This is a genomic window from Streptomyces sp. NBC_00448 (assembly GCF_036014115.1).
In the GTDB taxonomy this organism is placed as follows: domain Bacteria; phylum Actinomycetota; class Actinomycetes; order Streptomycetales; family Streptomycetaceae; genus Actinacidiphila.
Genome location: NZ_CP107913.1, coordinates 5,648,317 through 5,673,556 on the forward strand (window position 1 = coordinate 5,648,317; position 25,240 = coordinate 5,673,556).

At 72.7% G+C, this 25,240-nt stretch carries 22 protein-coding genes; 15 read left to right on the plus strand and 7 right to left on the minus strand.

The annotated features are described in order from the left end of the window. Window positions 1-137: 137 nt before the first annotated feature. Window positions 138-863, plus strand: a complete 726-nt coding sequence (locus tag OG370_RS24145) for a response regulator transcription factor (RefSeq protein WP_328467629.1) — start codon at window positions 138-140, stop codon at window positions 861-863. Between the two features lie 188 nt (window positions 864-1,051). After that, window positions 1,052-2,029: a quinone oxidoreductase family protein gene (locus OG370_RS24150; protein ID WP_328467631.1), complete on the plus strand. Its 978-nt coding sequence runs from the start codon at window positions 1,052-1,054 to the stop codon at window positions 2,027-2,029. Window positions 2,030-2,195: 166 nt separating this feature from the next. Here the strand turns inward: OG370_RS24150 and OG370_RS24155 are convergent, their stop codons facing one another. Further along, window positions 2,196-3,335: a threonine aldolase family protein gene (locus tag OG370_RS24155; RefSeq protein ID WP_328467633.1), complete on the minus strand. Its 1,140-nt coding sequence runs from the start codon at window positions 3,333-3,335 to the stop codon at window positions 2,196-2,198. 249 nt (window positions 3,336-3,584) lie between these two features. On the opposite strand from OG370_RS24155, the gene OG370_RS24160 reads away from it, so the two are divergent. The 10 genes from OG370_RS24160 (at window position 3,585) to OG370_RS24205 (ending at window position 11,722) form a co-directional block, all read left to right on the plus strand. Next, the gene (locus tag OG370_RS24160; protein WP_443060733.1) at window positions 3,585-4,475 is read left to right on the plus strand and encodes a Rossmann-like and DUF2520 domain-containing protein; all 891 of its coding nucleotides are present in this window, start codon (window positions 3,585-3,587) and stop codon (window positions 4,473-4,475) included. After that, window positions 4,472-5,344: a pantoate--beta-alanine ligase gene (gene panC / locus OG370_RS24165; RefSeq protein WP_328467635.1), complete on the plus strand. Its 873-nt coding sequence runs from the start codon at window positions 4,472-4,474 to the stop codon at window positions 5,342-5,344. Before OG370_RS24160 ends, panC begins: the two co-directional genes overlap by 4 nt. Next, window positions 5,341-7,230, plus strand: a complete 1,890-nt coding sequence (locus OG370_RS24170) for an L-aspartate oxidase (RefSeq protein ID WP_328467637.1) — start codon at window positions 5,341-5,343, stop codon at window positions 7,228-7,230. Before panC ends, OG370_RS24170 begins: the two co-directional genes overlap by 4 nt. Window positions 7,231-7,405: 175 nt before the next feature. Beyond that, the gene (nadC, locus tag OG370_RS24175; RefSeq protein WP_443060890.1) at window positions 7,406-8,395 is read left to right on the plus strand and encodes a carboxylating nicotinate-nucleotide diphosphorylase; all 990 of its coding nucleotides are present in this window, start codon (window positions 7,406-7,408) and stop codon (window positions 8,393-8,395) included. 6 nt (window positions 8,396-8,401) lie between these two features. Beyond that, entirely contained in the window at window positions 8,402-9,199 is a 798-nt protein-coding gene (locus OG370_RS24180; protein ID WP_328467641.1) for a type III pantothenate kinase, read from the plus strand. A gap of 142 nt (window positions 9,200-9,341) precedes the next feature. Then, window positions 9,342-10,001 carry a hypothetical protein gene (locus tag OG370_RS24185; protein WP_328467643.1) on the plus strand — a complete coding sequence of 220 codons (660 nt, stop codon included), beginning with the start codon at window positions 9,342-9,344 and terminating at the stop codon, window positions 9,999-10,001. Between the two features lie 29 nt (window positions 10,002-10,030). Beyond that, window positions 10,031-10,216, plus strand: a complete 186-nt coding sequence (locus OG370_RS24190; protein WP_328467645.1) for a hypothetical protein — start codon at window positions 10,031-10,033, stop codon at window positions 10,214-10,216. A gap of 123 nt (window positions 10,217-10,339) precedes the next feature. Next, window positions 10,340-10,735: a BlaI/MecI/CopY family transcriptional regulator gene (locus OG370_RS24195; protein ID WP_328467647.1), complete on the plus strand. Its 396-nt coding sequence runs from the start codon at window positions 10,340-10,342 to the stop codon at window positions 10,733-10,735. 9 nt (window positions 10,736-10,744) lie between these two features. Next, entirely contained in the window at window positions 10,745-11,263 is a 519-nt protein-coding gene (locus OG370_RS24200) for an amino-acid N-acetyltransferase (RefSeq protein WP_328467649.1), read from the plus strand. A 120-nt stretch (window positions 11,264-11,383) separates the two neighbouring features. Further along, window positions 11,384-11,722, plus strand: a complete 339-nt coding sequence (locus OG370_RS24205; RefSeq protein ID WP_328467651.1) for a histone-like nucleoid-structuring protein Lsr2 — start codon at window positions 11,384-11,386, stop codon at window positions 11,720-11,722. Here the strand turns inward: OG370_RS24205 and OG370_RS24210 are convergent. Continuing rightward, on the minus strand, window positions 11,653-12,237 hold the full coding sequence (locus tag OG370_RS24210) for an SCO3374 family protein (protein WP_328467653.1): 585 nt from the start codon (window positions 12,235-12,237) through the stop codon (window positions 11,653-11,655). The two genes, OG370_RS24205 and OG370_RS24210, sit on opposite strands and share 70 nt — an antisense overlap. 477 nt (window positions 12,238-12,714) lie before the next feature. On the opposite strand from OG370_RS24210, the gene OG370_RS24215 reads away from it, so the two are divergent. After that, entirely contained in the window at window positions 12,715-15,234 is a 2,520-nt protein-coding gene (locus OG370_RS24215; RefSeq protein WP_328467655.1) for an ATP-dependent Clp protease ATP-binding subunit, read from the plus strand. Between the two features lie 110 nt (window positions 15,235-15,344). On the opposite strand, the gene OG370_RS24220 is transcribed toward OG370_RS24215, so the two are convergent. After that, window positions 15,345-18,719, minus strand: coding sequence for an NACHT domain-containing protein (locus OG370_RS24220; protein WP_328467656.1), 3,375 nt, complete (start codon window positions 18,717-18,719; stop codon window positions 15,345-15,347). A gap of 7 nt (window positions 18,720-18,726) precedes the next feature. Then, the gene (locus tag OG370_RS24225) at window positions 18,727-19,089 is read right to left on the minus strand and encodes a trypco2 family protein (protein WP_328467657.1); all 363 of its coding nucleotides are present in this window, start codon (window positions 19,087-19,089) and stop codon (window positions 18,727-18,729) included. A 342-nt stretch (window positions 19,090-19,431) separates the two neighbouring features. Here OG370_RS24225 and OG370_RS24230 point away from each other — a divergent pair, with 342 nt between their 5' ends. Next, entirely contained in the window at window positions 19,432-20,172 is a 741-nt protein-coding gene (locus OG370_RS24230) for a M23 family metallopeptidase (protein ID WP_328467658.1), read from the plus strand. Window positions 20,173-20,339: 167 nt separating this feature from the next. On the opposite strand, the gene OG370_RS24235 is transcribed toward OG370_RS24230, so the two are convergent. After that, window positions 20,340-20,924 carry a TetR/AcrR family transcriptional regulator gene (locus OG370_RS24235; RefSeq protein WP_328467660.1) on the minus strand — a complete coding sequence of 195 codons (585 nt, stop codon included), beginning with the start codon at window positions 20,922-20,924 and terminating at the stop codon, window positions 20,340-20,342. A 210-nt stretch (window positions 20,925-21,134) separates the two neighbouring features. Between OG370_RS24235 and OG370_RS24240 the strand changes: the two genes are divergently transcribed. Then, window positions 21,135-22,727 (plus strand): MDR family MFS transporter, encoded by a 1,593-nt coding sequence (locus OG370_RS24240; protein WP_328467662.1) that lies wholly within the window; start codon window positions 21,135-21,137, stop codon window positions 22,725-22,727. A gap of 160 nt (window positions 22,728-22,887) precedes the next feature. Here the strand turns inward: OG370_RS24240 and OG370_RS24245 are convergent, their stop codons facing one another. Further along, a complete protein-coding gene (locus tag OG370_RS24245; protein WP_328474364.1) occupies window positions 22,888-24,138 on the minus strand; it encodes a sensor histidine kinase in 1,251 nt (416 codons plus the stop codon). 415 nt (window positions 24,139-24,553) lie between these two features. Then, the gene (gene cseB / locus OG370_RS24250) at window positions 24,554-25,237 is read right to left on the minus strand and encodes a two-component system response regulator CseB (protein WP_328467664.1); all 684 of its coding nucleotides are present in this window, start codon (window positions 25,235-25,237) and stop codon (window positions 24,554-24,556) included. Window positions 25,238-25,240 lie beyond the last annotated feature (3 nt).

The following is a 25,240-nucleotide window of genomic DNA, read 5'->3' on the forward strand; positions in this document are numbered from 1 at the left end:
GCCGCGCCTCAGCGGCCCGCCGGACCCCGCCGCCGCCCCCGCGTGCCGTGGGAACCGGCGGCGGCCCCTGACGGTCCCCTGACCGCCGCCGCAGCACCCCGCGACCCCACCACCCGACCACGAAAGGACCCCGACCGATGGCGATCCGCGTCATGCTCGTTGACGACCAGGCGCTGCTGCGCACCGGCTTCCGGATGGTGCTCGCCGCCCAGCCGGACATGGAGGTCGTGGCCGAGGCGGGCGACGGCGCCGAGGCGCTGGAGGTGCTCAGGCACACCCGGGTCGACGTGGTGCTGATGGATGTGCGGATGCCCCGGATGGACGGCGTGGAGGCCACCCGCCGGATCTGCGGCGGCGACCGCCACACGGACCGCGGCGCGGCCCAGGACGCGGCCCGCGCCGGGTCGCCCGCCGTGCCCCGGGTGCTGATCCTGACCACCTTCGACCTCGACGAGTACGCCTTCACCGCGCTCAAGGCGGGCGCCAGCGGGTTCATGCTCAAGGACGTGCCGCCGGACGAACTGCTGACCGCGATCCGCGCGGTGCACAGCGGGGACGCGGTGGTCGCCCCGAGCACCACCCGCCGGCTGCTGGACCGTTTCACCCCGATGCTGCCCAACGCGGCGGAGCCCGCCGGCCACCCCGGGATCGACCGGCTCACCGAGCGCGAGCGCGAGGTGCTGCTGCTGGTCGCCCAGGGCATGTCCAACGGCGAGATCGCCAGGAAGCTGGTGCTGTCCGAGGCGACGGTCAAGACCCATGTCGGCCGCATCCTCACCAAACTCGAACTGCGCGACCGGGTACAGGCGGTGGTGCTCGCCTACGAGTCCGGCCTGGTGCGCGCGGGAGGCGGCGGCGCGTAGTGAGCCTCCGGTGCAGTGATCTTCCGGTGAAGGTCGGGAACAAGCAGGCGGCACAGGGGAGTTCCCAGGGAAGAATGCACTCAGTTCACACAGGCACAGCGGCAACACCCGACCAGGTACGGACCGACCGTGGGCGCCGCGCCCGCAGCACCTCGGCGCGGTGGCCGACCAGCTAGGGGGAGCACCACATGCGCGCCATCGTCATCGAGGAGTTCGGCGGACCCGAGGTACTCACCCTCGTCGACGTGCCCGAACCACGCCCGGGGCCAGGCCAGGTGGCCATCGACATCGCCTACGCCGGGGTCAACTTCGCCGACATACTGGCCCGTTCCATCGGCTACCGGGTGGCGGAACTGCCCTTCCGCCCGGGCCTCGAGGTCTCCGGGCTGGTCCGCGAAGTCGGTGACGGTGTCAGCGAGTTCACCCCCGGCCAGGAGGTCGCCGCCTTCCTCGACGGTGGCGGTTACGCCGACGTGGTGGTCGCCCCCGCCTCCGCCGTCTTCGTCCTCCCCGGCGGCATCGACCTGCGAACCGCCGCCACCCTGCCCAGCGTGCTGCCGACCGCGTACGGCCTGCTGCACGAGGTGGCCAGGCTCCGCGAGGGAGACACCGTCCTGGTGCAGAGCGCGGCCGGCGGGGTCGGCACCGTCGCGGGCCAGCTCGCCCGGGCCGGCGGCGCCAGCGCGGTCTACGGGGTCGTCTCCAGCCTGGAGAAGGCCGAGCACGCCCTCAAGTCCGGTTACGACCAGGTCTTCACGATCGACACCTTCGACCAGGAGGTGCTGGCCGCGACCGGCGGCCGCGGTGTGGACATTGCCCTCGACGCGGTCGGCGGCGAGACCTTCCGCCGTACGAAGGCGGTGGTCGCGCGCTTCGGCCGGCTGATCTCCTTCGGCAACGCCGGGGGCGCCGGGCCGTGGCGGATCGGCGCCGAGGACGTCATGCCGACGGCCCTCACGGTGGGCGGCTTCTCCCTTCTGGGGCTGGCCGCCGCCGATCCGGCGCTGCTGCGCGTGATGGCCGACCGGGCGTTCCACACCGTCACCGAGGGCGGGGTGGAGCTGCCGGTCAGCGCGGAGTTCGGCCTGGCGGACGCCGCGCAGGCGCATGTGCTGGTCGAGTCGCGGACCAGCACCGGCAAGCTGCTGATCCGGGTGGCGGACTGATCCGGCCCGGCCGGCGGGGCTGACCGACGAGGCAGGCCGGCGGGGCCGGCCGACGAGGCAGAGCGGCCTGGGGCGCCACCGGGCCGGACCGTATGGACATGGGGGTCATACGGTCCGGGAGCCCGGGTCCGCCCGGCCGTTCCGAACGGCCGTTCCGAACGGCCGGTCAGCCCAGCCGTTCGGCGAACGCCGCTGCTGCCGCGCGGATGTCGGCGTCCGTCCAGTCGAGGGCGGACTCGGCCACGGAGACCTCGGTCATCGACAGCCCGGGCGGCCCGGGTTCCATGAAGCGCCGCAGGCCGAAGAGGCTGATCCCGGTCTCCTCGGCCATCCGCAGCCCGGCGTCGTCCAGCGCCTCGGCCGGGTACGGCAGCCACAGCTGGAACTCGTGGGTGTGCGGCTCGGCCGGGTGCACCCGCGGCAGCGTCACGCCCGCGTCCGCCAGACCCTCGCGCAGCGCCCGCGCCACGGTCTTCGCGTGCGCGACGTACTCCGGCAGCCGCGGCAACTCCCGCTCCAGGCCGGCCAGCGCGGACAGCACCGCCGGGAACTGGTGCGCGAGCCGGCCGCCGTAGCGGTGCTGCCACGCCTTCGCCTCCGCCACGAAGTCGGCCGAGCCGGCGAGCGCGGCGCCCGAGAGCCCGCCGAGCGACTTGTAGAAGCTCACGTACACGCTGTCGGCGAGCCCGGCGATCTCCGGCAGCGTGTGGCCGAAGTGCGGTGCGCATTCCCACAGTCGGGCGCCGTCGAAGTGCACGACCGCGTCGCGCTCGCGGGCGGTGGCCACGGTCGCGCGCAGCTCCTCCCAGGTCGGCAGCACGAACCCCGCGTCGCGCAGCGGGAGTTCCAGCATCAGCGTGCCGAACGGCTCCTCGAAGTCACGTACTTCGGTCGCGTCCGGCAACCGCGGGGCCCTCGTCGGGTGCACCGTGCGCAGCCCGCTCACCGTGCGCAGCGCGTCCCGCTCGTACATCTCCGGGTGCGCGAGCGGGTGCAGGGCGACCGTGGGGTTCCCGGTCCGGCCCGCCCACGCCCGCAGGGCCACCTGCTGGGCCATCGTGCCGGTCGGGAAGAACGCGGCGGACTCCATACCGAGCAGGGTGGCGACCCTCGCTTCCAGTTCCTCCACGACGCCGTTCCCGTACAGGTCCGCGGGGGCGTCCAGGTCCACCCCCGCGGTGGTGGCGTCCTCGCTGAGCTGTGCGGTCCACTCCCGCAGCGTGCGGTTGTGGCCGAAGGCCAGCACCCGCGAACACGCTTCCACGGCAGCTCGCCGCCGGGCCCGTAGTTGTTCCGTCGTATCCATCCCCCGATTCTGCTCTGCCGCAACTGGACCCCCCGGGTGTCCCCGTCCTGCCGGCTGAGGGACCACCCGCCGGTGGGGGGCTGGTCGCGCAGTTCCCCGCGCCCCTGGTGGTGTGCGGCTCCTTCCGCGGAAGGGACGTCCGGCCGCCCACCGCAGGGCCCTGTGACGAAGGGGACGGGGGCGCCCGGGGGTCAGGGGCACCCTGTTCGCGTAAGGTTGACGAGAAGGGGGTCGCCGAGGCTGGGAGGCGTGGTGGAGGAGAAGCCGGCGAGGCTCACCGTGGGCGTGGTGGGTGCGGGGCGAGTCGGCCCCGTACTGGCCGCCGCACTGAAACTTGCGGGGCACCACCCCGTGGCCGCCAGCGGAGTGTCGGAGGCGTCCCGCCGCCGCGCGGAAGCGCTGCTGCCGGGCGTGCCGCTGGTGGAGCCCGCCGAGGTGCTGGCCCGGGCGGACCTGGTGCTGCTGACCGTCCCGGACGACGCGCTGCCCGCGTTGGTGCGCGGCCTGGCCGAGACCGGCGCCGTACGACCGGGCCAGCTCCTGGTGCACGCGTCGGGGCGGTACGGCACCTCCGTACTGGAGCCCGCGCTGCGCGCCGGGGCGCTGCCGCTCGCGCTGCACCCGGCGATGACCTTCACGGGCACGCCCGTCGACGTGCAGCGCCTGGCCGGCTGCTGCTTCGGCGTCACCGCGCCGGGCGAGCTGCGTACGGCCGCGTTGGCGCTGGTCATCGAGATGGGCGGCGAGCCCGAGTGGATCGAGGAGGCCGCCCGCCCGCTGTACCACGCGGCCCTCGCGATCGGCGCGAACCACCTGGTCACGCTGGTCGCCCAGGCGATGGACCTGCTGCGGCAGGCCGGCGTGCAGGAGCCGGGCCGCATGCTCGGCCCGCTGCTGGGCGCCGCGCTCGACAACGCGCTGCGCTCCGGTGACGCCGCCCTCACCGGCCCGGTGGCCCGCGGCGACGCCGGCACGGTCACCGCGCACCTGGCCGAACTGCGCGCCCACGCACCGGAGACCGTCGCGTCGTACGTGGCGATGGCCCGCGCCACCGCGGACCGCGCGCTCGCCAACGGAATGCTCAAGGCCGAATACGCGGAGGCGCTGCTGGGCGCCCTCGCCGACGGGGGGACCCGATGACCCGACTCGTCCACCACGCCCGCGACCTGGCCCCCGCCGCGGCCGTGGTCATGACGATGGGCGCGCTCCACGACGGTCACGCCGCCCTGATCCGCGCCGCCCGCGCGCACGCCGGCAGCGGCGTCGTCACGGTCACGGTCTTCGTCAACCCGCTCCAGTTCGGGCCGCACGAGGACCTGGACCGCTACCCGCGCACCCTGGAGGCCGACGTGAAGCTCGCCGAGGCAGCGGGCGCCGACTTCGTCTTCGCGCCGGACACCGACGAGGTGTACCCGGGCGGCCCGCCGCAGGTGCGGATCACGGCCGGCCCGATGGGGGAGCGGTTCGAGGGCGCGTCCCGGCCCGGCCACTTCGACGGCATGCTCACGGTCGTCGCGAAGCTGCTGCACCTGACGAACCCGCTTCCGCCGGGGCCCGGGGTGACGCCGACCGCCGCGTTCTTCGGGCAGAAGGACGCCCAGCAGCTCGCGCTGGTCCGCCGGATGGTCACCGACCTGAACTTCCCGGTCGACATCGTCGCCGTGCCGACCGTCCGAGAGGGCGACGGCGTGGCGCGCTCCAGCCGCAACCGCTACCTGTCCGAGGCGGAGCGGATCTCGGCCCGCGAGCTGTCCCGGGCGCTGTTCACCGGCCGTGAGGCCGCCCCGCGCGGCCCGCAGGCGACGGTGCGCGCCGCCCGTGCGGTCCTGGACGCCGCCGCTTCGGCCGAACCTCCGGTCGAGCTGGACTACGTCGCGCTGATCGACCCCGCCACCTTCACCGAGGCCGCGCCGGACCACACCGGCCCCGCCGTGCTGGCCGTCGCCGCCAAGGTCGGCGGCACCCGCCTGATCGACAACCTCCCCCTGGAGTTCGGAGCCCCCGAATGACCACCTCCTCCGCCGGTTCCGCCGGCCTCGGCGACGCCACCGGTATACGCTTGCACGCCCCCGCCCCCGGCTGGTCGCTCGACTCCGACGTGGTCGTGGTCGGCTCGGGTGTGGCGGGGCTGACGGTGGCGCTGCGCTGCGCCGCGGCCGGCGCGAAGGTCATCGTGGTGACCAAGGCGCATCTGGACGACGGCTCCACCCGCTGGGCGCAGGGCGGCATCGCCGCCGCGCTCGGCGACGGCGACACCCCGGCCCAGCACCTGGACGACACCCTGGTGGCGGGCGCGGGCCTGTGCGACGAGGACGCGGTGCGGGTCCTGGTCACCGAGGGCCCGGACGCGGTCCGCCGGCTGATCGCGACCGGCGCCCACTTCGACACCGACGCGGCCGGCACGATCCTGCTCACCCGCGAGGGTGGCCACCACCGCCGCCGCATCGCCCACGCGGGCGGTGACGCGACCGGCGCCGAGGTGTCCCGCGCGCTGATCGCCGCGGTGGTGGACGCCGGGGCGTCCCACCCTCAGGACCCGGCCGCCGACGCGGCCCCGGTCGCTGCTGCCGCCGACGCGGATACCGATGCCGCTGCCGCTGCCGAGGGGAGCATCGAGTTCGTCGAGAACGCCCTCGTGCTCGACCTGCTCACCGACGCCCAGGGCCGTACCGCCGGCGTCTCCCTGCACGTGATGGGCGCGGGCGCCCGGGACGGCGTGGGGGCGGTGCGCGCGGGCGCGGTCGTGCTGGCCACCGGCGGGATGGGGCAGGTCTTCTCCGCCACCACCAACCCCGCGGTGTCCACCGGCGACGGTGTGGCGCTGGCGCTGCGGGCCGGGGCCGAGGTGAGCGACCTGGAGTTCGTGCAGTTCCACCCGACCGTGCTGTGGCTGGGCGCGGACGCCGAGGGCCAGCAACCGCTGGTGTCCGAGGCGGTCCGCGGCGAGGGCGCGCACCTGATCGACGCCGAGGGCGTGCGCTTCATGGTCGGGCAGCACGAACTGGCCGAGCTGGCGCCGCGCGACATCGTCGCCAAGGGCATCATGCGCCGGATGCAGGAGACCGGCGCCGAGCACATGTACCTCGACGCCCGGCACTTCGGCGCGCGGATGTGGGCGGAGCGGTTCCCGACCATCCTGGCCGCGTGCCGCGCGCACGGCATCGACCCGGTCACCGAGCCGATACCGGTCGCGCCCGCCGCGCACTACGCGTCCGGCGGGGTGCGCACCGACCTGCGCGGGCGGACCACCGTGCCGGGCCTGTACGCCTGCGGCGAGGTGGCCTGCACCGGCGTGCACGGCGCGAACCGGCTCGCCTCCAACTCCCTGCTCGAAGGGCTGGTCTTCGCCGAGCGGATCGCCGCCGACGTGATGGCGGGCACCCGGCCCGCGCCGGGCGAGCCGGTGCCGCCGGCCCCCGCCGACGCCCCGCTGCTGGCCTCCGAGGCGCGCTACGAGGTGCAGCGGATCATGACCGCGGGCGCCGGCGTGCTGCGCAGCGCGGACAGCCTCGCGACGGCCGCGGGCGCCCTGGAACGGCTGCACACCGCGGCGGTGGAGGCGTACGACCGGGACGGCAAGACCGCGGAGCCGTGCGTGGAGACCTGGGAGGCGACCAACCTGGGCCTGGTGGCCCGGGTGCTGGTGGCCGCCGCCCGGCGCCGCGAGGAGACCCGCGGCTGCCACTGGCGCGAGGACCGGCCCGACCGCGACGACCGCGACTGGCGCCGCCACCTGGTGGTCCGGCTCACCCCGCACGGCACGTTGGACGTCCGCGCCACCGACGGCCCGGCCCTGCCGGCCACCCGTCCCGGCCCGCTTCCGGCGGCGGTCACCCCGGTCGCCGGGATCGGGGATGATGGGGCCGCCCCCACCCTCCGGCGGACCCGGCCGTGAGAAGCGGACGAAGCCGTGGGACGCGGTGGCACGAAGCGGCCGTGGGACGCGGCAGCACGCACGAGCAGTGGGCGAAGCAACGCCCGCAGCAACGCACGCAGCACACGAAGGAGCTTCCGTGACACCCCCCGCTGGCCCCGTGGGCCCCGACCGGCCTCAGCCCGTCGCCCTCCCGCTGCCGACGCTCGGCCCGCCCCCCGCCGACTCCGCGGGCGGCTGCGGTGACGGCTGCGGCTGCGGCGACGCCCACGACCCGTACGACCTGGACCCGCTGGAGTGCGGCCTCGACCCGGACCTCGCCGCGCTGATCATCGACGCCGGCCTGGACCCCGTACAGGTCGAGGACATCGCGCACATGGCGATCGAGGAGGACCTCGACCAGGGCGTGGACGTCACCACGGTGGCGACCGTGCCCGAGGACGCGTTCTCCACCGGGGACTTCACCGCGCGGGAGGACGGCACCGTGGCGGGGCTGCGGGTCGCCGAGGCCGTGCTGTCGGTGGTGTGCACCGACGAGTTCGAGGTGGAGCGGCACGTCGAGGACGGCGACCGGGTCACCGCCGGGCAGAAGCTGCTGACCGTGCGCACCCGCACCCGCGACCTGCTCACCGCCGAGCGCAGCGCGCTGAACCTGCTGTGCCGGCTGTCCGGCATCGCCACCGCCACCCGCGCCTGGGCCGACGCCCTGGCCGGCACCCAGGCGCAGGTGCGCGACACCCGCAAGACCACGCCGGGCCTGCGCGCGCTGGAGAAGTACGCGGTGCGCTGCGGCGGCGGCGCCAACCACCGGATGTCGCTGTCGGACGCCGCCCTGGTCAAGGACAACCACGTGGTCGCCGCGGGAGGTGTCTCGGCGGCCTTCAAGCTGGTCCGCGAGGAGTTCCCGGAGGTGCCGATCGAGGTCGAGGTGGACACCCTGCACCAGGTCCGCGAGGTGCTGGAGGCCGGCGCCGACCTGATCCTGCTGGACAACTTCACGCCCGCCGAGACCGCCGAGGCGGTCGCCATCGTCGGCGGCCGGGCGCTGCTGGAGTCCTCCGGCCGGCTCACCCTGGACACCGCCCGCGCCTATGCCGACACCGGGGTGCACTTCCTGGCGGTCGGCGCGCTGACCCACTCGTCCCCGATCCTCGACATCGGCCTCGACCTGCGAGCGGAAGCGTAGAGGCGGATGCTGCTCACCATCGACGTCGGCAACACCCACACCGTGCTCGGGCTCTTCGACGGCGAGGAGATCGTGGAGCACTGGCGGATCTCCACCGATCCACGGCGCACCGCCGACGAGTTGGCGGTCCTGCTGCAGGGCCTGATGGGCATGCATCCGCTGCTCGGCGACCTCGGCGACGGCATCGACGGCATCGCGATCTGCTCCACGGTGCCGTCGGTGCTGCACGAACTGCGCGAGGTGACCCGGCGGTACTACGGCGACGTGCCGGCGATCCTCGTCGAGCCCGGCGTGAAGACCGGCGTGCCGATCCTGGTCGACCACCCCAAGGAGGTCGGCTCCGACCGGATCATCAACTCGCTCGCCGCGGTGCACCTCTACGGCGGCCCGTGCATCGTGGTGGACTTCGGCACCGCCACCACCTTCGACGCGGTCTCCTCGCGCGGCGAGTACGTGGGCGGCGCGATCGCCCCCGGCATCGAGATCTCCGTCGACGCGCTCGGCATGCGCGGCGCCCAGCTCCGCAAGATCGAGCTGGCCCGGCCGCGCAGCGTCATCGGCAAGAACACCATCGAGGCCATGCAGTCCGGCATCCTCTACGGCTTCGCGGGACAGGCCGACGGGATCGCCGAGCGGATGGCACGCGAGCTGGCCGACGACCCCGACGACGTCACCGTCATCGCCACCGGCGGCCTCGCGCCCCTGGTGCTGGGCGAGGCGTCCCTCATCGACGCGCACGAGCCCTGGCTCACCCTCATCGGCCTGCGGCTGGTCTACGCCCGCAACGCCCCGCCGACCGCGTAGCCCTGCCGACCGGGTAGCCCCGGCGACCGCACAGCCCCGCGGACGGCGCGGCTTCCCGGCGAGCCGCGCGCCGATACGTGAGGTTTGTCCGCTTAACGATTAATGTCCATGCATGCCAACGCCACATGGAAACCGAGGGGGAATGGCGTTCAGCGCGGACGAGGTGCGTGTGCTGCGGCGCGCGCTCGCGGAGGTGCTGGGCCCGCACAGAAGGGCGGGGGTGCCCACTTTGGTGGTCGCGCCCCGCCCCGCGGAGTACGTGCAGGACTACCTGCGGCTCGCGGACGGCCTGGAGGACGTCGTACGGGAGGCGGGCCGGATGCGCGCCTTCCAGCAGGCCGAGCTGCACCGCTACCGGCTGGCACTGCCCGGCGCGGTGAGCGGCTATCTGGACCGCCTCGCCACCGCTCTCGCCAGCGGCTACCTGCCCGGTCCTGACGACCTCGCCGCACTGCGCCGGCTGCGCGCACTGCCCAGCGGAACCCCGGAGCACCACCGCCGCACCGCCCTGCTGCGCCGCTGCGAGACCCTCGCGGAGAACGACGTACGCCAGCGTCTGGAGGCCCACATGCCCGCCCCGCGCCGCCTGCTGACCCTGCCCCTGCCGGCCGCCGCCACCGCGGCCGGAGCCGCCGACGATCCGAAGCCGCGGCCGGCCCCGACCCCGGGTGCCAAGCCGAAGCCGGCCACCCCGCCGCCCGCCGCCGAACCCCGCGACCCGGGCCGTCGCACCCCCACCCCGGCCGAGATCTGGCCGCCGAACCGGCGGGACCGCAAACCGGACGAGGCCCGCTCCGCTTAGCGCGAACGGGGGTGGCTACGCTGGGCGGCATGGACTACATCTCGGCCATCGTGCCGCCGCTGGTGATGGCGGTGCTTTTCACCGCCCTGATCGTCACCATCGTCAAGAACCAGGGCGGCGCCAACAAGGCCAAGGAGGACGCGGCCGTGGACGCCGCGCTCGCCGCGGCCGAGGCCGCCCGGGCCGCCCGGGTCGCCACCCCCGAAGAGCGCTGACCGGCCCAGGTGCGCCGCCGCCCGGCGCACCGGCCCGCCGCTCGACCGCCTCGCCACTGCCCCGAAAGTCGCGAAGAGCGGTAATTACGACATTCGTCGCGTTCCGCCCGTAGTATTTCCGGTGTGCCCCGACCACTCGGAGAACTCGAAGACGCCGTGATGACCCGGGTGTGGGAGTGGAACCGCGCGGTCACGGTTCGTGAGGTACTCGAAGACCTCTCACGGGACCGTTCCATCGCCTACACAACGGTGATGACCGTAATGGACAACCTCCGGCAGAAGGGGTGGCTGCGCCGTGAGGCGGAAGGCCGCGCATATCGCTATGAGGCGGTATCGACGCGCGCGGCGTACTCGGCCGCACTGATGAACGAAGCCTGGGCGGCGAGCGACAACCCCGCCGAGGCCCTCGTGCACTTCTTCGGCATGATGTCGCCGGAACAGCGCGAAGCCGTGCGGGACGCATTGCGCATCATCCAGTCCGTGGACCCTGGCGGACCGGAGGAACCCGAAGGGCGATAGCGTCCGCCCATGCCCCTGATGTCGAATGACGTGACCATCCGCCGGGCCCGAACCGGCGATGTCCCCGCTCTGCGGCGGCTGCTGGACTCCTATGCCAGGGACGGCATCCTGCTGGACAAGGCCACGGTGACCCTTTATGAGGACATCCAGGAGTTCTGGGTCGCCGAACGCGACGAGGACGCGGATGTGGTCGCCTGCGGCGCGCTGCACGTGATGTGGGAGGACCTGGCCGAGGTCAGGACGCTCGCCGTGCACCGCTCGCTGCGCGGGGCCGGTGTCGGGCACCAGTTGCTGGCGAAGTTGCTGCACACTGCCGGCTGGCTCGGCGTCAGACGTATTTTCTGCCTCACCTTCGAAGTCGACTTCTTCGCCCGGCACGGCTTCGTGGAGATCGGTGAGACCCCGGTGGACGGCGATGTCTTCGGCGAGCTGCTGCGTTCCAATGACGAGGGTGTCGCCGAGTTCCTCGACCTGGAGCGAGTGAAACCCAACACCTTGGGTAACAGCCGGATGCTGCTGCAACTCTGAGACCGGTATGTCCGGATCGCGCTGGCGCACGGGGGAGCCACTTCGCGCAAGGGGTTTGTGTTTTTCGGTGAAAGGCGCTTTGCTTTTACCGTTAATCCGTTTTCGATGAAAGGGAAGCCGGTGGCACAGAAGGTTCAGGTCCTTCTTGTGGACGACCTCGACGGTGGCGAGGCCGACGAGACCGTGACGTTCGCGCTCGACGGCGTGACGTACGAGATCGACCTCACTACGGAGAATGCCGACAAGCTGCGCGGGCTGCTCAACCCGTACACGGACAGTGGTCGCCGCACCGGCGGTCGCGCCGGGCGCGGGCGCACCAAGGCCGTGCGCGGTGGCAGCAGCTCGGGTCAGGACACCGCGAAGATCCGCGCGTGGGCCAAGGAGAAGGGCTACGAGGTCAACGACCGCGGCCGCGTCCCCGCGACCATCCGTGAGGCGTACGAGAAGGCCCACGGCTGATCGGGGCAGCGGGCCCGCAGCGTGACGCGGTGGCAGGCGGTCGCCAATGCGGCCACCAGTGTGCCGAGCCCGACGGGAACCCCCGTTTCGTCGGCCTCGGGAGCGACACGCAGCGCGGGCACGGTCGACTCCACGTCGAACCCAGGCCGAGGAGGCCGCAGCCACACCGGTGCGGATCGGTCGTACGCGGCCTCCCTGCGGCCCCACTCGGGGTGCGCGGGGGCCCGCAGGCTCTGCCCGGCGCCCAGGGCCGCGAGGTCCAGCTCGATGCCCCCCCACTCAAGCCACTCCAGCAGCCCGGGCAGCTCCTCGGCCGTTCCGGCGGCGACCAGCAGCCGCACCCGGTGGCCGTCCAGCGCGACCGGCCCGAGCAGACCCGGGCGGGAGAACCGGCTCAGCATCGCGAAGCCCGCCTCCGCCGGCACGTCGAGCGCGTCGAACCGCACCCCCGTGACCAGCGCCGGGGGCGGGCCCCCGGCCAGCGGCCACCCCAGCTCGTGCTCGTACCAGCCCATGCCGTGTCAACTGCCACTCCAGCGCGCTGGTTACGTACCGTCCGGATTCGAACACACCTGGTGATGCGGGTGGCGGCGGAGCTTCCGGCCGTGGGTGACGGCGAGGGAGATGGCAGGGTGGTCGCAGATGGCCGGAAAGCGGCGCGGGGTTGTTCGCCCGTAGCGCAGAGCCGAGTGCCCTCGCGGTGTGGATTGTCGGCCACCGAGGGTAAGAAGTACCTAGTGGGACGGGCTGGTGTTCGGGCAGGCGGGGCGGGCGTTCGCCACGGGCGTACTGATTAAGGGGGCATTCGCCTGGCCTGCGGGAACATCGTCTCGCACCATCGAGGTTGTGGGAGTGACGTCAGCCGGTTGCGCGGCTTTCCTCGCGAGAGCGGGGGTGATTCGTGAGCGGCGCCGCTGTGCGGGACTAGCATGCGGAAGGACAGGGAGGGGACCGACCCCTCACTGCCCGACCGCTCTGAGGAGCGATTAACGATGTTCGAGAGGTTCACCGACCGCGCGCGGCGGGTTGTCGTCCTGGCTCAGGAAGAAGCCCGGATGCTCAACCACAACTACATCGGCACCGAGCACATCCTCCTGGGCCTGATCCATGAGGGTGAGGGTGTCGCCGCTAAGGCCCTGGAGAGCCTCGGGATTTCTCTTGAGGCGGTCCGCCAGCAGGTGGAGGAGATCATCGGGCAGGGGCAGCAGGCCCCGTCCGGCCACATCCCCTTCACTCCCCGTGCCAAGAAGGTGCTGGAGCTGTCGCTCCGCGAAGCCCTTCAGCTCGGCCACAACTACATCGGCACCGAGCACATCCTGCTCGGCCTGATCCGCGAGGGCGAGGGCGTCGCCGCCCAGGTCCTGGTGAAGCTGGGCGCCGATCTGAACCGGGTCAGGCAGCAGGTCATCCAGCTGCTGTCCGGTTACTCCGGCGGGAAGGAGTCGGCCACGGCCGGCGGGCCGGCCGAGGGCACCCCCTCGACCTCGCTCGTCCTGGACCAGTTCGGCCGCAACCTCACCCAGGCCGCTCGTGAGTCCAAGCTCGACCCGGTGATCGGGCGCGAGAAGGAGATCGAGCGGGTCATGCAGGTGCTGTCCCGCCGGACGAAGAACAACCCGGTGCTCATCGGCGAGCCCGGCGTCGGCAAGACCGCCGTCGTGGAGGGTCTGGCCCAGGCGATCGTCAAGGGCGAGGTGCCCGAGACGCTGAAGGACAAGCAGCTCTACACGCTTGACCTCGGTGCCCTGGTGGCCGGCTCGCGGTACCGCGGTGACTTCGAGGAGCGCCTGAAGAAGGTGCTCAAGGAGATCCGCACCCGCGGCGACATCATCCTGTTCATCGACGAGCTGCACACCCTGGTGGGCGCCGGCGCGGCCGAGGGCGCGATCGACGCGGCCTCGATCCTGAAGCCGATGCTGGCCCGCGGCGAGCTGCAGACCATCGGTGCCACCACGCTCGACGAGTACCGCAAGTACCTGGAGAAGGACGCCGCGCTCGAGCGCCGCTTCCAGCCGATCCAGGTCGCGGAGCCGTCGCTGCCGCACACCATCGAGATCCTCAAGGGCCTGCGGGACCGGTACGAAGCACACCACCGCGTCTCCATCACCGACGAGGCCCTGGTGCAGGCGGCCACGCTCGCCGACCGCTACATCTCGGACCGGTTCCTGCCGGACAAGGCGATCGACCTGATCGACGAGGCGGGCTCGCGGATGCGCATCCGCCGGATGACCGCGCCGCCGGACCTGCGCGAGTTCGACGAGAAGATCGCCGAGGTGCGCCGGGAGAAGGAGTCCGCGATCGACTCGCAGGACTTCGAGAAGGCCGCCTCCCTGCGGGACAACGAGAAGCAGCTCCTCGCCGCGAAGTCCAAGCGCGAGAAGGAGTGGAAGGCCGGCGACATGGACGTCGTCGCCGAGGTCGACGGCGAGCTGATCGCCGAGGTCCTCGCGACCGCCACCGGCATCCCGGTCTTCAAGCTGACCGAGGAGGAGTCCACCCGGCTGCTCCACATGGAGGACGAGCTCCACAAGCGCATCATCGGGCAGGTCGACGCGGTCAAGGCGCTCTCCAAGGCGATCCGCCGCACCCGTGCCGGCCTGAAGGACCCCAAGCGTCCCGGCGGCTCGTTCATCTTCGCCGGCCCGTCCGGCGTCGGTAAGACCGAGCTGTCCAAGGCGCTCGCGGAGTTCCTCTTCGGCGACGAGGACGCGCTGATCTCGCTCGACATGTCCGAGTTCAGCGAGAAGCACACCGTCTCGCGGCTCTTCGGCTCCCCGCCCGGATACGTGGGATACGAAGAGGGCGGCCAGCTCACCGAGAAGGTGCGCCGCAAGCCGTTCTCGGTCGTGCTCTTCGACGAGGTCGAGAAGGCCCACCCCGACATCTTCAACAGCCTGTTGCAGATCCTGGAGGACGGTCGGCTGACCGACTCCCAGGGCCGGGTGGTGGACTTCAAGAACACCGTCATCATCATGACCACGAACCTCGGCACCCGGGACATCTCCAAGGGCTTCAACCTGGGCTTCGCCGCCCAGGGCGACACCAAGTCCGGGTACGAGCGGATGAAGAACAAGGTCAGCGACGAGCTGAAGCAGCACTTCCGCCCCGAGTTCCTCAACCGTGTGGACGACGTCATCGTCTTCCCGCAGCTCAGCCAGGAGGACATCCTCCAGATCGTCGACCTGATGATCGGTGCGGTGGACGAACGGCTGCGCGACCGCGACATGGGCATCGAGCTGAGCATGGAGGCGAAGGAACTCCTCTCCAAGCACGGCTACGACCCGGTGATGGGCGCCCGGCCGCTGCGCCGGACGATCCAGCGCGAGATCGAGGACACGCTCTCCGAGAAGATCCTCTTCGGCGAGCTGCGCCCCGGCCACATCGTGGTCGTGGACGTCGAGGGCGAAGGCGAGAGTGCGACCTTCACCTTCCGCGGCGAGGAGAAGGTCACCGTGGCCGACGCCCCGCCTGTGGAGACGGCCGGCGGCGCGCCGAACCTCTCCAAGGAGTGACGCCGCGCTCGGCGTGAGCCGAGCAAGCGTGTGCGCCTACCAGGGCCCGGCCCCGGCACCCCGCGAGGGGAGCCGGGGCCGGGCCTTTTGGGTTCGGCGCGGGGGCCTGGTCAGAACGTGACGGTGACGTGCGCGGGGAGGGCGTCGGCGTTGCGCATCGAATCCGGGTCCGCGCCGTGGAGCGTGATCTGGCGAAGCCGGGGCAGTGCCGCGAACGGGGCGAGGTCGATGCGCAGCCGGGTCGCGGTGCCGGAACCCGGCTGCGAACGGATCGCCAGTTCCTCCAGGCCGGGGAAGTGCCGTGGTACCTGGGCGGGCAGCCCGTCCCGCACCGCCGTCACAGACAGCACGCGGATGTCCGGCAGCGCTGGGAAGCTCTCTTCGAGCAGCTCGGCGATGCCGCCGCTGACGGACAGGGAGGTCAACTCGGGCAGCGATGCGAGCCGGTCCCAGTCGGCGGGGGCGAACCGGTCGGGCAGCGGCGAGTGGCAGCCGAGGTGCACAAGCGAGGTCAGCCGTTCGACGCCTTCGAGCCCTCGGGTCCCGTATCCCGTGTAGAGGTGGGTGAGAGGCAGTCCGTCGGGGAGCGCGACCATGCCCGGCCAGGTGGAGTCGTCGCTGTTGATCGCGAGGGACGTGAGCCGCGGGAGACCGGCGAGCACGCTGAGGTCGAGGTCGGCGGGCAGACCGTACATCCTGAGCTCGCTCAGTGGCATGCCCGTCAACAGCGACACTGTGGTGAGGTCGGAGCAGTTGCTGAGTCCCAGGTCGTCCAGCCTTGACAGCACGCGCAGTTGCCCCAGCATCTCGTCGGTGATGGGAGCGTGCCATTGAAGGCTGGTGAGGCTTCGGGCGCCGAGGAGGTCGGCGAACCCGGTGTCAAGTCGTCCGAAGGCGATGAGGCGCTCGACCCCTCCGAGCGCGAGCACGGTGCGCAGCTCTTCGACGGAGTGGACGAGGTACTGCGTGTCGGCCCGTGGCAGGCGGTCCATGATCTCCACCGCGTAGTGCTGCGGGTCCGCACCGAACGGGAACTGACCCAACGACCCACGGATTTCGGCCTTGGCGTGCTGCGTGAAACGCGCCAGCACGGGGACCGCGGCGTCGCCGCCGATCAGCCACGCGGTGTCCACCACGGCCTCCGCCTGATCGTCGTCCAGCCCCTCCGGCCCCGGCAGCAGCTCCAGCACCAGTGGGCCCGCCTCGGACAGCTTCGCCGCCTCCCCGGACGTCCGGGGCGGGATCAGGGTCGCGCCCCGTTCCTCCACCTGGGCCCGCACCGCGGGGTCCAGCTCTGTCGCGTGTTCGAGGCAGGCCAGGGCGAGGAGGTGGAGGCGGGTGCGGTGGGTCTTCGTACGGTCGCCGCGGGTGAGGAGTTTGCGGAGCAGGCGGGCGCGCTCGTCGGGGCGGGCGTGGGCGACGGCCATCCGGATCACGTCGGCCCACTGGTCGTGGTGGGCGTTGCGGACCATGAGGTCGAAGTCGCGCTCCTCGATCGCGGCCTTCGCGGCGAGGTAGTCCTGGAAGGTGCGGTGGACGAAGTCCACGGTGGTGCCGGCGACCGGTTCGCGGATCAGGCCGCTGCGGTCGAGCAGGTGGCGGTAGACGTCGGGGGCGGAGCCGAGCGCGGCCTCGACCGCGGGCATCGCGGGCAGCGAGGCGGCCACCAGCTCGACCGCGTCGGCCCGGTCCATCTCCGCCTGGCCGTTCTTCACCAGCCAGTACGCCAGCCGTTGCAGCAGCTGGATCTGCGGGGCCTCGGTGAGCAGGGGTTCGAGGTCGCGCTCGCGGTCGCGGCGGTTGAGCAGCATCGACAGGGCGGCGTCGTACAGCTCCTTGCGGCCGGTGGGGAGGTAGCCGTTGCGGTCGCGGTGCAGGGCGCAGATGAGGCTGCACATGAGGGGGTTGGTGGCGAGCCGGGCGAGGTCCTGCTTGGTGTGCAGGGCGTCGTGCAGGGAGCGCTCGTACGCGTCGAGGCGGGCCAGCTCCTCGGGGTCGCCGGGCACCGTGGCGCGGGCCGCGTCGTGCCAGCGGGCGGTGAACGCGCGGATGTCGGCGCGGCTCATCGGGGCGAGGGTCAGCTCGGTGAAGCCCATGTCGGCGAGCCAGGAGTCCTCGACGGCGGAGGGGCGGGAGGTGACCAGCCAGCGGTTGCCCGGGTAGGTGTCGAGCAGCAGGCGCAGCCACTCGCCGACCCGGGTCCGGGTGCGCTCGTCGACCTCGTCCATGCCGTCGACCAGCACCAGCGCGCGCCGGTCGGTGAGCACCTGCTCGGTCCAGCCCGGGGGAGCGGTGAGCGGGGTGCCCACCGAGGTCAGGAATTCCGCGGGCATCGGCAGCCGCTCCTGGCGGGCGATGGTCCGCAGCGGGAGGACGTACGGCACCAGGCCGTGCAGATGGCGCAGGTGCTCGCCGAGGTCCTGGCGGGCGGCGCCGACCGCGAGCCACTGCACCAGCGTGCTCTTGCCGGAGCCGGCCACCCCGCGCAGCAGCACCCGGTCCTGCCCGGCGAGCGCCCGCTCGGCGGGGAGCGGCCCGGTACGGACGGCGGCGCCGCCGGTGGCGCCGCCCGCGATGTCGGTCGCGGACCGGCCGGGCGCCCAGCCGTCGGCGCCGGTGCCGCGGTCGGCGGTGACCTCCAGGCCGTAGTACGCGCTGTCCAGCGGCCAGGTGACGCGGGAGCGGGCGGTGAAGTCGATGCCGAAGATCCGCAGGGTGCCGTGGTGCCGGGCGAGGTGGTCGGCGTAGCGGGTCTCGAAGTCCGGGGGGCGGCGGGGCGGGCTGACCGGGCGCGGGACGCGGTATCCGTGGGCGGCCAGGGCGTCGACGAAGGTCTCGTCGCCGAGCAGGCGGGCGAGCGGGGTGAAGGCGATCCGGCTCTGCTGCCAGCCGTTCTGCTGGGCGACGACCACGCCGAGCAGGGCGCCGCCGGTGAGGACCGCGGCACCGGACAGGCCCGCCCACGGCGAGGTGCCGTCGGCGGCGGTCGTGGGTGGGGCACCGTCCACGACGAGTACGCCGTACTCGCTGAAGAGGTTCGAGCCGGGCTTGTAGGTGCCGATGACCTGCTCGGTGTCCAGCCGGCCGCCGTCGAAGCGCTGCACGTGCGGGAAGCCGATCGCCTCGCAGCCGGCGACCGGGTCGAGGGACGCGGTGTCGGCCCAGCGGTCGGCGGGGAAGGCGTGGCCGGGGGGAGCGTCGGGGAAGGCGTCGTCGGGGGCGAGCCGCTGCTCGCCGGCGACCAGCGCCACGTCGATGCCGCGCCCCGGGTCGTACCAGGTGCCCACGCGCCGGCCCTCGGCGCGGATCGGGCCGCCGGGCGTGGTGAGCCGTACGGGGGCGTCGCCGGCGACGACGTGGGCGGCGGTCAGCACCAGGGTCGGGGTCAGCAGGTAGCCGCTGCCCTGGACGTGGCCGGACTGGAGGACGGCGAGGCGGCGGGGCGCGACGTGCGGTGCGACGCGGGGTGCCGGGCGGGCGGGCACGGGGCGGTCAGCCCTCGTACTGCACGCTCGACGCGTCCCCGTCCCGCGGAGCTCCGATCACGAGGAAGTCACCGGTGGCGGACTTCGGGTGCAGGGTCAGGGAGACGGTGTGGGTGGCGCCGGAGGTGCGGGAGGCCTCCGCGCCGGCCTCGACGATCCACGCCTTGACGCCGCCGCGGCCGGTCCTGGTCCGCTGCAGCTCCACCGTGAACTCCATGTGGATCTCGCCGACCTCGAACCGTACGTTCGCGCCGGCGCCGCGCACCGCGCCCTCCATCAGCCCGGCCCGTACCGCCTCGACGGCGTCGGCCAGCTCCATGCCGGTCAGCGCGGGCCCGGCCGCGTCCTGGGTCTGGTCCTGTGCGGTCATGGTTCTTCCGCCCCCCTCTCGGCCCGGACCCGCCGGTCCGGGAACGCTCGGAATCCTCCGCCGGAGCCGCGCCCGATGCTCCACGGAAAGCCGTTCCCACCGTAGTGCCGGTGAGGTGTCCCACGTGACGCGGACCACTTACTAACGGAAATAGTGCGTGGGGCGGGGGCGTGGACCTACAAGGAACCTGCATCGGGCAATTCGGACATCAAGCATCTTTTCGGCTACGAATGTCCGTAGTAAGGGAGGTCCTTGCCAGTGCCCGGAATGTCGGGTTACCAAGGATTCGCGACGGACCGCTGCCGGATTCGCCGCTCCCCCATCCAGTGAGGTCATTTCTTCATGCGCAAGAACTCAACGACGCAGAACCGCTCCCCGAAGACCGTCACCCGCGGCCGGGTCGCCGTAGTGGGCGGCGGCCTGGTGGTGGCGCTCGCGCTGGGCTCTACGGCGGCGTTCGCCGCCACGTCGCACTCCTCCTCCCAGGACGCCGCGGCCTCCCAGAGCGCCTCGGGCTTCATGTCGGCCGAAACGGTCGCCAGCATCTCCGACGCCGTGCACGCCCAGGCGGTCAGCCAGAAGACCGCCGCGGACCAGACCGCGGCCAAGGCGAAGGCCGACGCCAAGGCGAAGGCGGACGCGAAGGCGAAGGCCGCCGCGAAGGCCAAGAAGCTCCAGGCGTCGTGGGTCACCCCGACCACCGGCTACAAGCTGGGCGCGGGCTACGCGCAGGCGGGTCCGCACTGGATTCACACCCACTCCGGCCAGGACTTCGTCGTCAACAGCGGCACCACCGTCCGCGCCGCGCACGAGGGCACCGTGGTGACGGCCGGCTGGGGCGGCGCCTACGGCAACAACATCGTGATCAAGCACGGGTCGCACCTGTACACGCAGTACGGCCACCTGTCGAAGATAGGCGTGCACGTCGGCGAGCACGTGAACACCGCGGAGAAGATCGGCCTGTCCGGCTCCACCGGCAACTCGACCGGCCCGCACCTGCACTTCGAGGTCCGGACCACTCCGTACTACGGCTCCTCGGTCGAGCCGCTGCACTTCCTGCGCGCGCACGGCGTCAACCCGTAAGGCGGGCGAGACCCTCGAAATGGGGACCCGGGCATCGGTGATGCCCGGGTCCCCTTCGCGTGTTTCGCCGCCGGGCCCGCCCTGGTGCGGCGGTGCCGGGGCCCGGAGCCCGGGGCCCCGAAGTCCCGGGCCCTGCGGCCCCGCGCCCGTATGCCCGGCGTCCGGCCTCAGCCGGTGACGAGGTCGGCGTCCGCCTGGGCGACCAGGTCGAGGGCGACCGCGAGGACGGCCGCGCGCTTCTCCTCGGCGCCGCCCGCGATGCTCTGCATGGCGAACATCCCCGCGTGCATCGCGAAGAGCGCGGTCAGCGAGCGCACCTGCGCGGTCAGCGGCGAGTCCGGCTCCTTGAGCAGCTCGCTGAGCGCGGTGAGCCGGCTCTTGAAGGACTCGCCGATGGCGAGGTCGCGGACGGTGGCCTGGTTCTCCTGGAAGAACCGGAAGAGGTCGGTGGCGCCCCACAGCGCGTCGCCGTAGCGGCGCAGCAGCTCCTGCTTGGTGTCCAGCGTGCGCGGCTGGCCCTGGGCCCAGGCGATCAGCTCGTCGATCGGGGCCGCGAGGTCCTCCGAGACGCTGATCAGGATGTCTTCCTTCGTCTTGAAGTGGTAGTACAGCGCGGCCTTGGTGACATCCAGTCGCTCGGCGATCTCTCGCAGCGACGTCTTCTCGTACCCCTGCTCGGCGAAGAGCTTCAGGGCGACGTCCTGGATGCGGCGGCGCGTGTCGCTGCGCCGAGCGTGGTGCGGTGTAGCCATGGCGGTCGCTCTCCTGCTGCACTACGCGTGACCTCGGACGGTCACGGCGTGACGGGCCCACTCACGGTACGGCCCCACCACGACCTTACGCACTTACTTGACGCCCGGCTAGTTAGGGCCCTACCTTGCTGCTGGACCAGATAACTAGCCGGGCGGCAAGTAAGTTCAGTGAACGACTCCGCCCTCCTCTCGGAGGAAGGGACGCCGGTCATGACCCAGACCGACACGCCTCGCAGTGACACACCGCCCGCTGCCGCCGAACCGCGCCAGCGCAGCGTGCGGGTGGTGATGGGGGGTCTGCTGATCGCCATGCTGCTCGCGATGCTCGACAACATGATCGTGGGCACCGCGATGCCCACCATCGTCGGCGAGCTGGGCGGCCTCAACCACCTGTCGTGGGTGGTCACCGCCTACACCCTGGCTACCGCCGCCTCCACCCCGATCTGGGGCAAGCTCGGCGACATGTACGGCCGCAAGGGGATCTTCCTCACCTCGATCGTGCTGTTCCTGGTCGGCTCGGCGCTGTCCGGGATGTCCCAGTCGATGGACCAGCTCATCGCCTTCCGGGCGATCCAGGGGCTGGGCGCCGGCGGCCTGATGGTCGGCGTGATGGCGATCATGGGCGACCTGATCCCGCCCCGCGAGCGCGGCAAGTACCAGGGCATGATGGCCGGCGTGATGGCCGTGGCGATGATCGGCGGCCCGCTGGTCGGCGGCTCCATCACCGACAACTGGGGCTGGCGCTGGAGCTTCTACATCAACCTGCCGATCGGCGCGGTCGCGCTGACCGTGATCACCATCGTGCTGCACCTGCCGAAGAAGAAGCCCGGCGGCGCGGTCCGGATCGACTACCTCGGCGCCGGCCTGCTCACCGTCGCGATCACCTCGCTGGTGCTGCTCACCACCTGGGGCGGCACGCAGTACGCCTGGGGCTCCGTGCAGATCCTCGGCCTGCTGGTGCTCGGCCTGGCCGCGCTGGCCGGCTTCCTCTTCGCCGAGACCCGTGCCGCCGAGCCGGTGCTGCCGCTGCGCATCTTCCGCAACCGCAACTTCTCGCTGATCTCGGTGGTCGGCTTCCTCGTCGGCTTCACGATGTTCGGCGCGATGACCTTCCTGCCGCTCTACCAGCAGACCGTGCAGGGTGCCTCCGCCACCAACTCCGGCCTGCTCCTGCTGCCGATGCTGCTCGCGATGATGCTGGTGTCCATGGTCGCCGGGCGGCTCACCTCCAGCACCGGCCGGTACAAGGTCTTCCCGATCGTCGGCGGTGTGCTGATCACCATCGGGCTCTACCTGCTGTCGACGATGGGCGTCGACACCTCCCGCACCACCTCCGGCATCTACATGGCCGTGCTCGGCGCCGGTATGGGCTGCATCATGCAGATCACCCTGCTGGTGGCGCAGAACAGCGTGGAGATGCGGGACATGGGTGTCGGCTCCTCCTCGGCGACGCTCTTCCGCACCATCGGGGGCTCCTTCGGTGTCTCGCTGTTCGGCGCGCTCTTCTCGCACCGGGTGCAGGACGTCATGACCGCGCGCCTGGGCGACAAGGGCTCGGCCGCGCTCGGCGGCGGCGCCCAGCTCGACCCCAAGGCGGTCGCGCGCCTGTCGTCCACGGTGAAGGACGGGTACTTCCACGCGGTGTCCTCCGGCACCCACCAGGTCTTCCTGTGGGGCGCGGTGGTCAGTGTGCTCGGCTTCATCGCCGCGCTGTTCGTCATCGAGACGCCGTTGCGCGGGTCCGGCCCCAAGGCCGCGGACCCGGCGGACGGCGGGGCGCCGGTGCCGGTCGACGCGCTCTGAGAGCGCGGGCCCGGGGGCACGGAGCCGGGAGTACGGGCCCGGGCCTGGGAGTACGGCGCCGGGCCGGGGGCGGATGGGGCCGGGGGCCGGGACCCCCGGCCCCGCTGAGTTGACGGGCCCGGCCGAGCCTCCTGGCCGCGCCCGTGCCGACCGGCCCGGATCAGGCGCGGGGGAGCAGGAGCTGGGCGATGGCGCCGCCGCCCTCCGAGGCGGGGGCGTTGCGGAAGGTGAGGCGGGCGCCGAGCACCCGGGTCTGGCCGACCGCGATGGTCAGGCCCAGGCCGTGGCCGCCGCCGGCGCGGTCGGTGCGGCCGGTACGGAAGCGGCTCGGTCCCTCGCGCAGCAGGTCGGCGGGGAAACCGGGGCCGTGGTCGCGGACGCGGACGAACGCACCGTCGACCAGGACCTCGATCCGGGGCGCGCCGTGCCGCAGCGCGTTGGTCAGGAGGTTGCCGAGCACCCGCTCCAGGCGGCGCGGGTCGGTCTGCACGACCGCGTCCTCGGCGACCACCACCTCGGCGTCGGGCGCGAGCACGGGCACGCGGCGGCGGACGAACTCGCCGAGCGCGATCTCCTGGAGTTCGGGGTGCTCGGCGGCGCCGTCCAGCCGGGCCACTTCGAGGACGTCCTCCACGAGGGTGCGCAGCGCGTGCACCCGGTCCCGGACGAGCTCCGACGGGCGGCCGGGCGGGAGCAGTTCCGCGGCGGTGAGCAGGCCGGTGACGGGGGTGCGCAGCTCGTGCGCGATGTCGGCGGTGACCCGGCGCTCGGCCTCCAGCCGCAGTTGGAGCGCGTCGGCCATACCGTCGACCGCGCGGGCCAGTTCGTCGGTCTCGTCGCGGACCCGGCGGCCCCCGATCGCCTCGCGCACCCGCACCTGGGTGTCGCCGTCGGCGACCTTGCGGGCCGCCGTGGCGGCCTTGCGCAGCCGGCGCGACATCCGGCCGCCGATCAGCACGCCGATCGCGGTGCCGCCGACCACCACCGTGATGGAGCCGACGATGAGCGCCTGGTCGAGGTCGACCAGTACGGAGTAGCGGTCGCTGAAGGCGCTCTTGAGCGACAGCACGTGATGGCCGCCGGCCGGGGTCTCGGCCCATACGGTCGGTGCGCCGTGGCGGCCGGCGGCGACGTAGGTGGCGCGCTGGCCCTTGGCGGCGTAGCTCTTGAGCGCCGGGGGCAGGTCGGGGTCGTCGAGCCGGGCGTAGAAGACCAGCCGGCCGGTGGCCTCGTAGATCCGCAGCGCGGACTGGACGCGTTCGTCCTGGACGTCCCGGGTGGAGTTGATCATGCTGACCCGGGCGGCGTTGTGCACGACCAGGCTGAGGGTGAGGACGACCAGGGCGGAGACCGCGGCGATGGCCGCGCTGATCTTCCAGCGCAGGCCGCGGCGCAGGAGCAGGCGGCGCAGCAGCGGGTGGCGCCGCAGGACGCGGCGGGCTCTGCGGGTCAGGCGGGTGGAGAGCCGGCCGAGGCGGCCGAGCCGGGTGGACAGGGACGGGCGGGCGCTGCGGGGGGCCGGGTGGTCCGAGCGGCGCCGGCGGCGACGGGACGATGGGCCCGGGTCGGCCGGGTCGGACGGGCCATCGCCGGGGGCGCCGGGGAACGCGTGGAACGGCTCGCCGTCGAGGAGTTCGCGATCGAGCGGGTCCGGCGAGCCCGGTACGTCCGCTGAACCCGGCGCGGACGGCGCGGCCGGCGGATCGGGCGGCGCGGGGAAGCGCTCGCGGGCCGGGCGCGGTATCGCGGCCGGCGCCGGAACGGTGGCGGCCGGATCGCGGGCGGGCCCGGGAACCGGCGAACGCGGCGGCTCGTACGCGGCCACCTCAGGCCCTCAGCTTGTAGCCGAAGCCGCGTACGGTCTCCAGCCGGTCCTGGCCGATCTTCGTCCGCAGCCGCTGCACGTGGACGTCGACCACGCGGGTGTCGCCGCCCCAGGCGTAGTCCCAGACCCGGGCCAGCAGGCGGTCGCGGGACAGCACGGTGCCGGGGGCGGCGGCGAACTCCAGCAGCAGCCGCATCTCGGTCGGGGTCAGCGCCAGCCGGCGGCCGGCCCGGGTGACCTCCATGCCCTCCGGGTCGATCTCGATATCCCCGAAGGACAGCACGGCGCCCTCGTCGACCTCCTCGCTGGGGGCGGCGGCGCGGAAACGGCGCAGCACCGCGCGGATGCGGGCGACCAGCACCGCGCCGTCGAACGGCTTGGTGACGTAGTCGTCGGCGCCGGCCTCCAGGCCGAGCACCACGTCGATCGCGTCGGCCCGTGCCGAGACCATGATCACCGGGACCATGGACTCGTCGCGGATGCGGCGGCACAGGCTCACCCCGTCGATGCCCGGCACCATCACGTCGAGCAGGGCGAGGTCGGGCTGCCGTGCCCGGAACGACTCCAACCCGGCGACGCCGTCGGGGGCCGCGGTGACCTGGAAGCCGTCGCGCTCCAGGGCGAGCGTGGTCGCCTCGCGGATGACGTCGTCGTCCTCGACGAACAACACGTGGGTGGCGGCCATGTC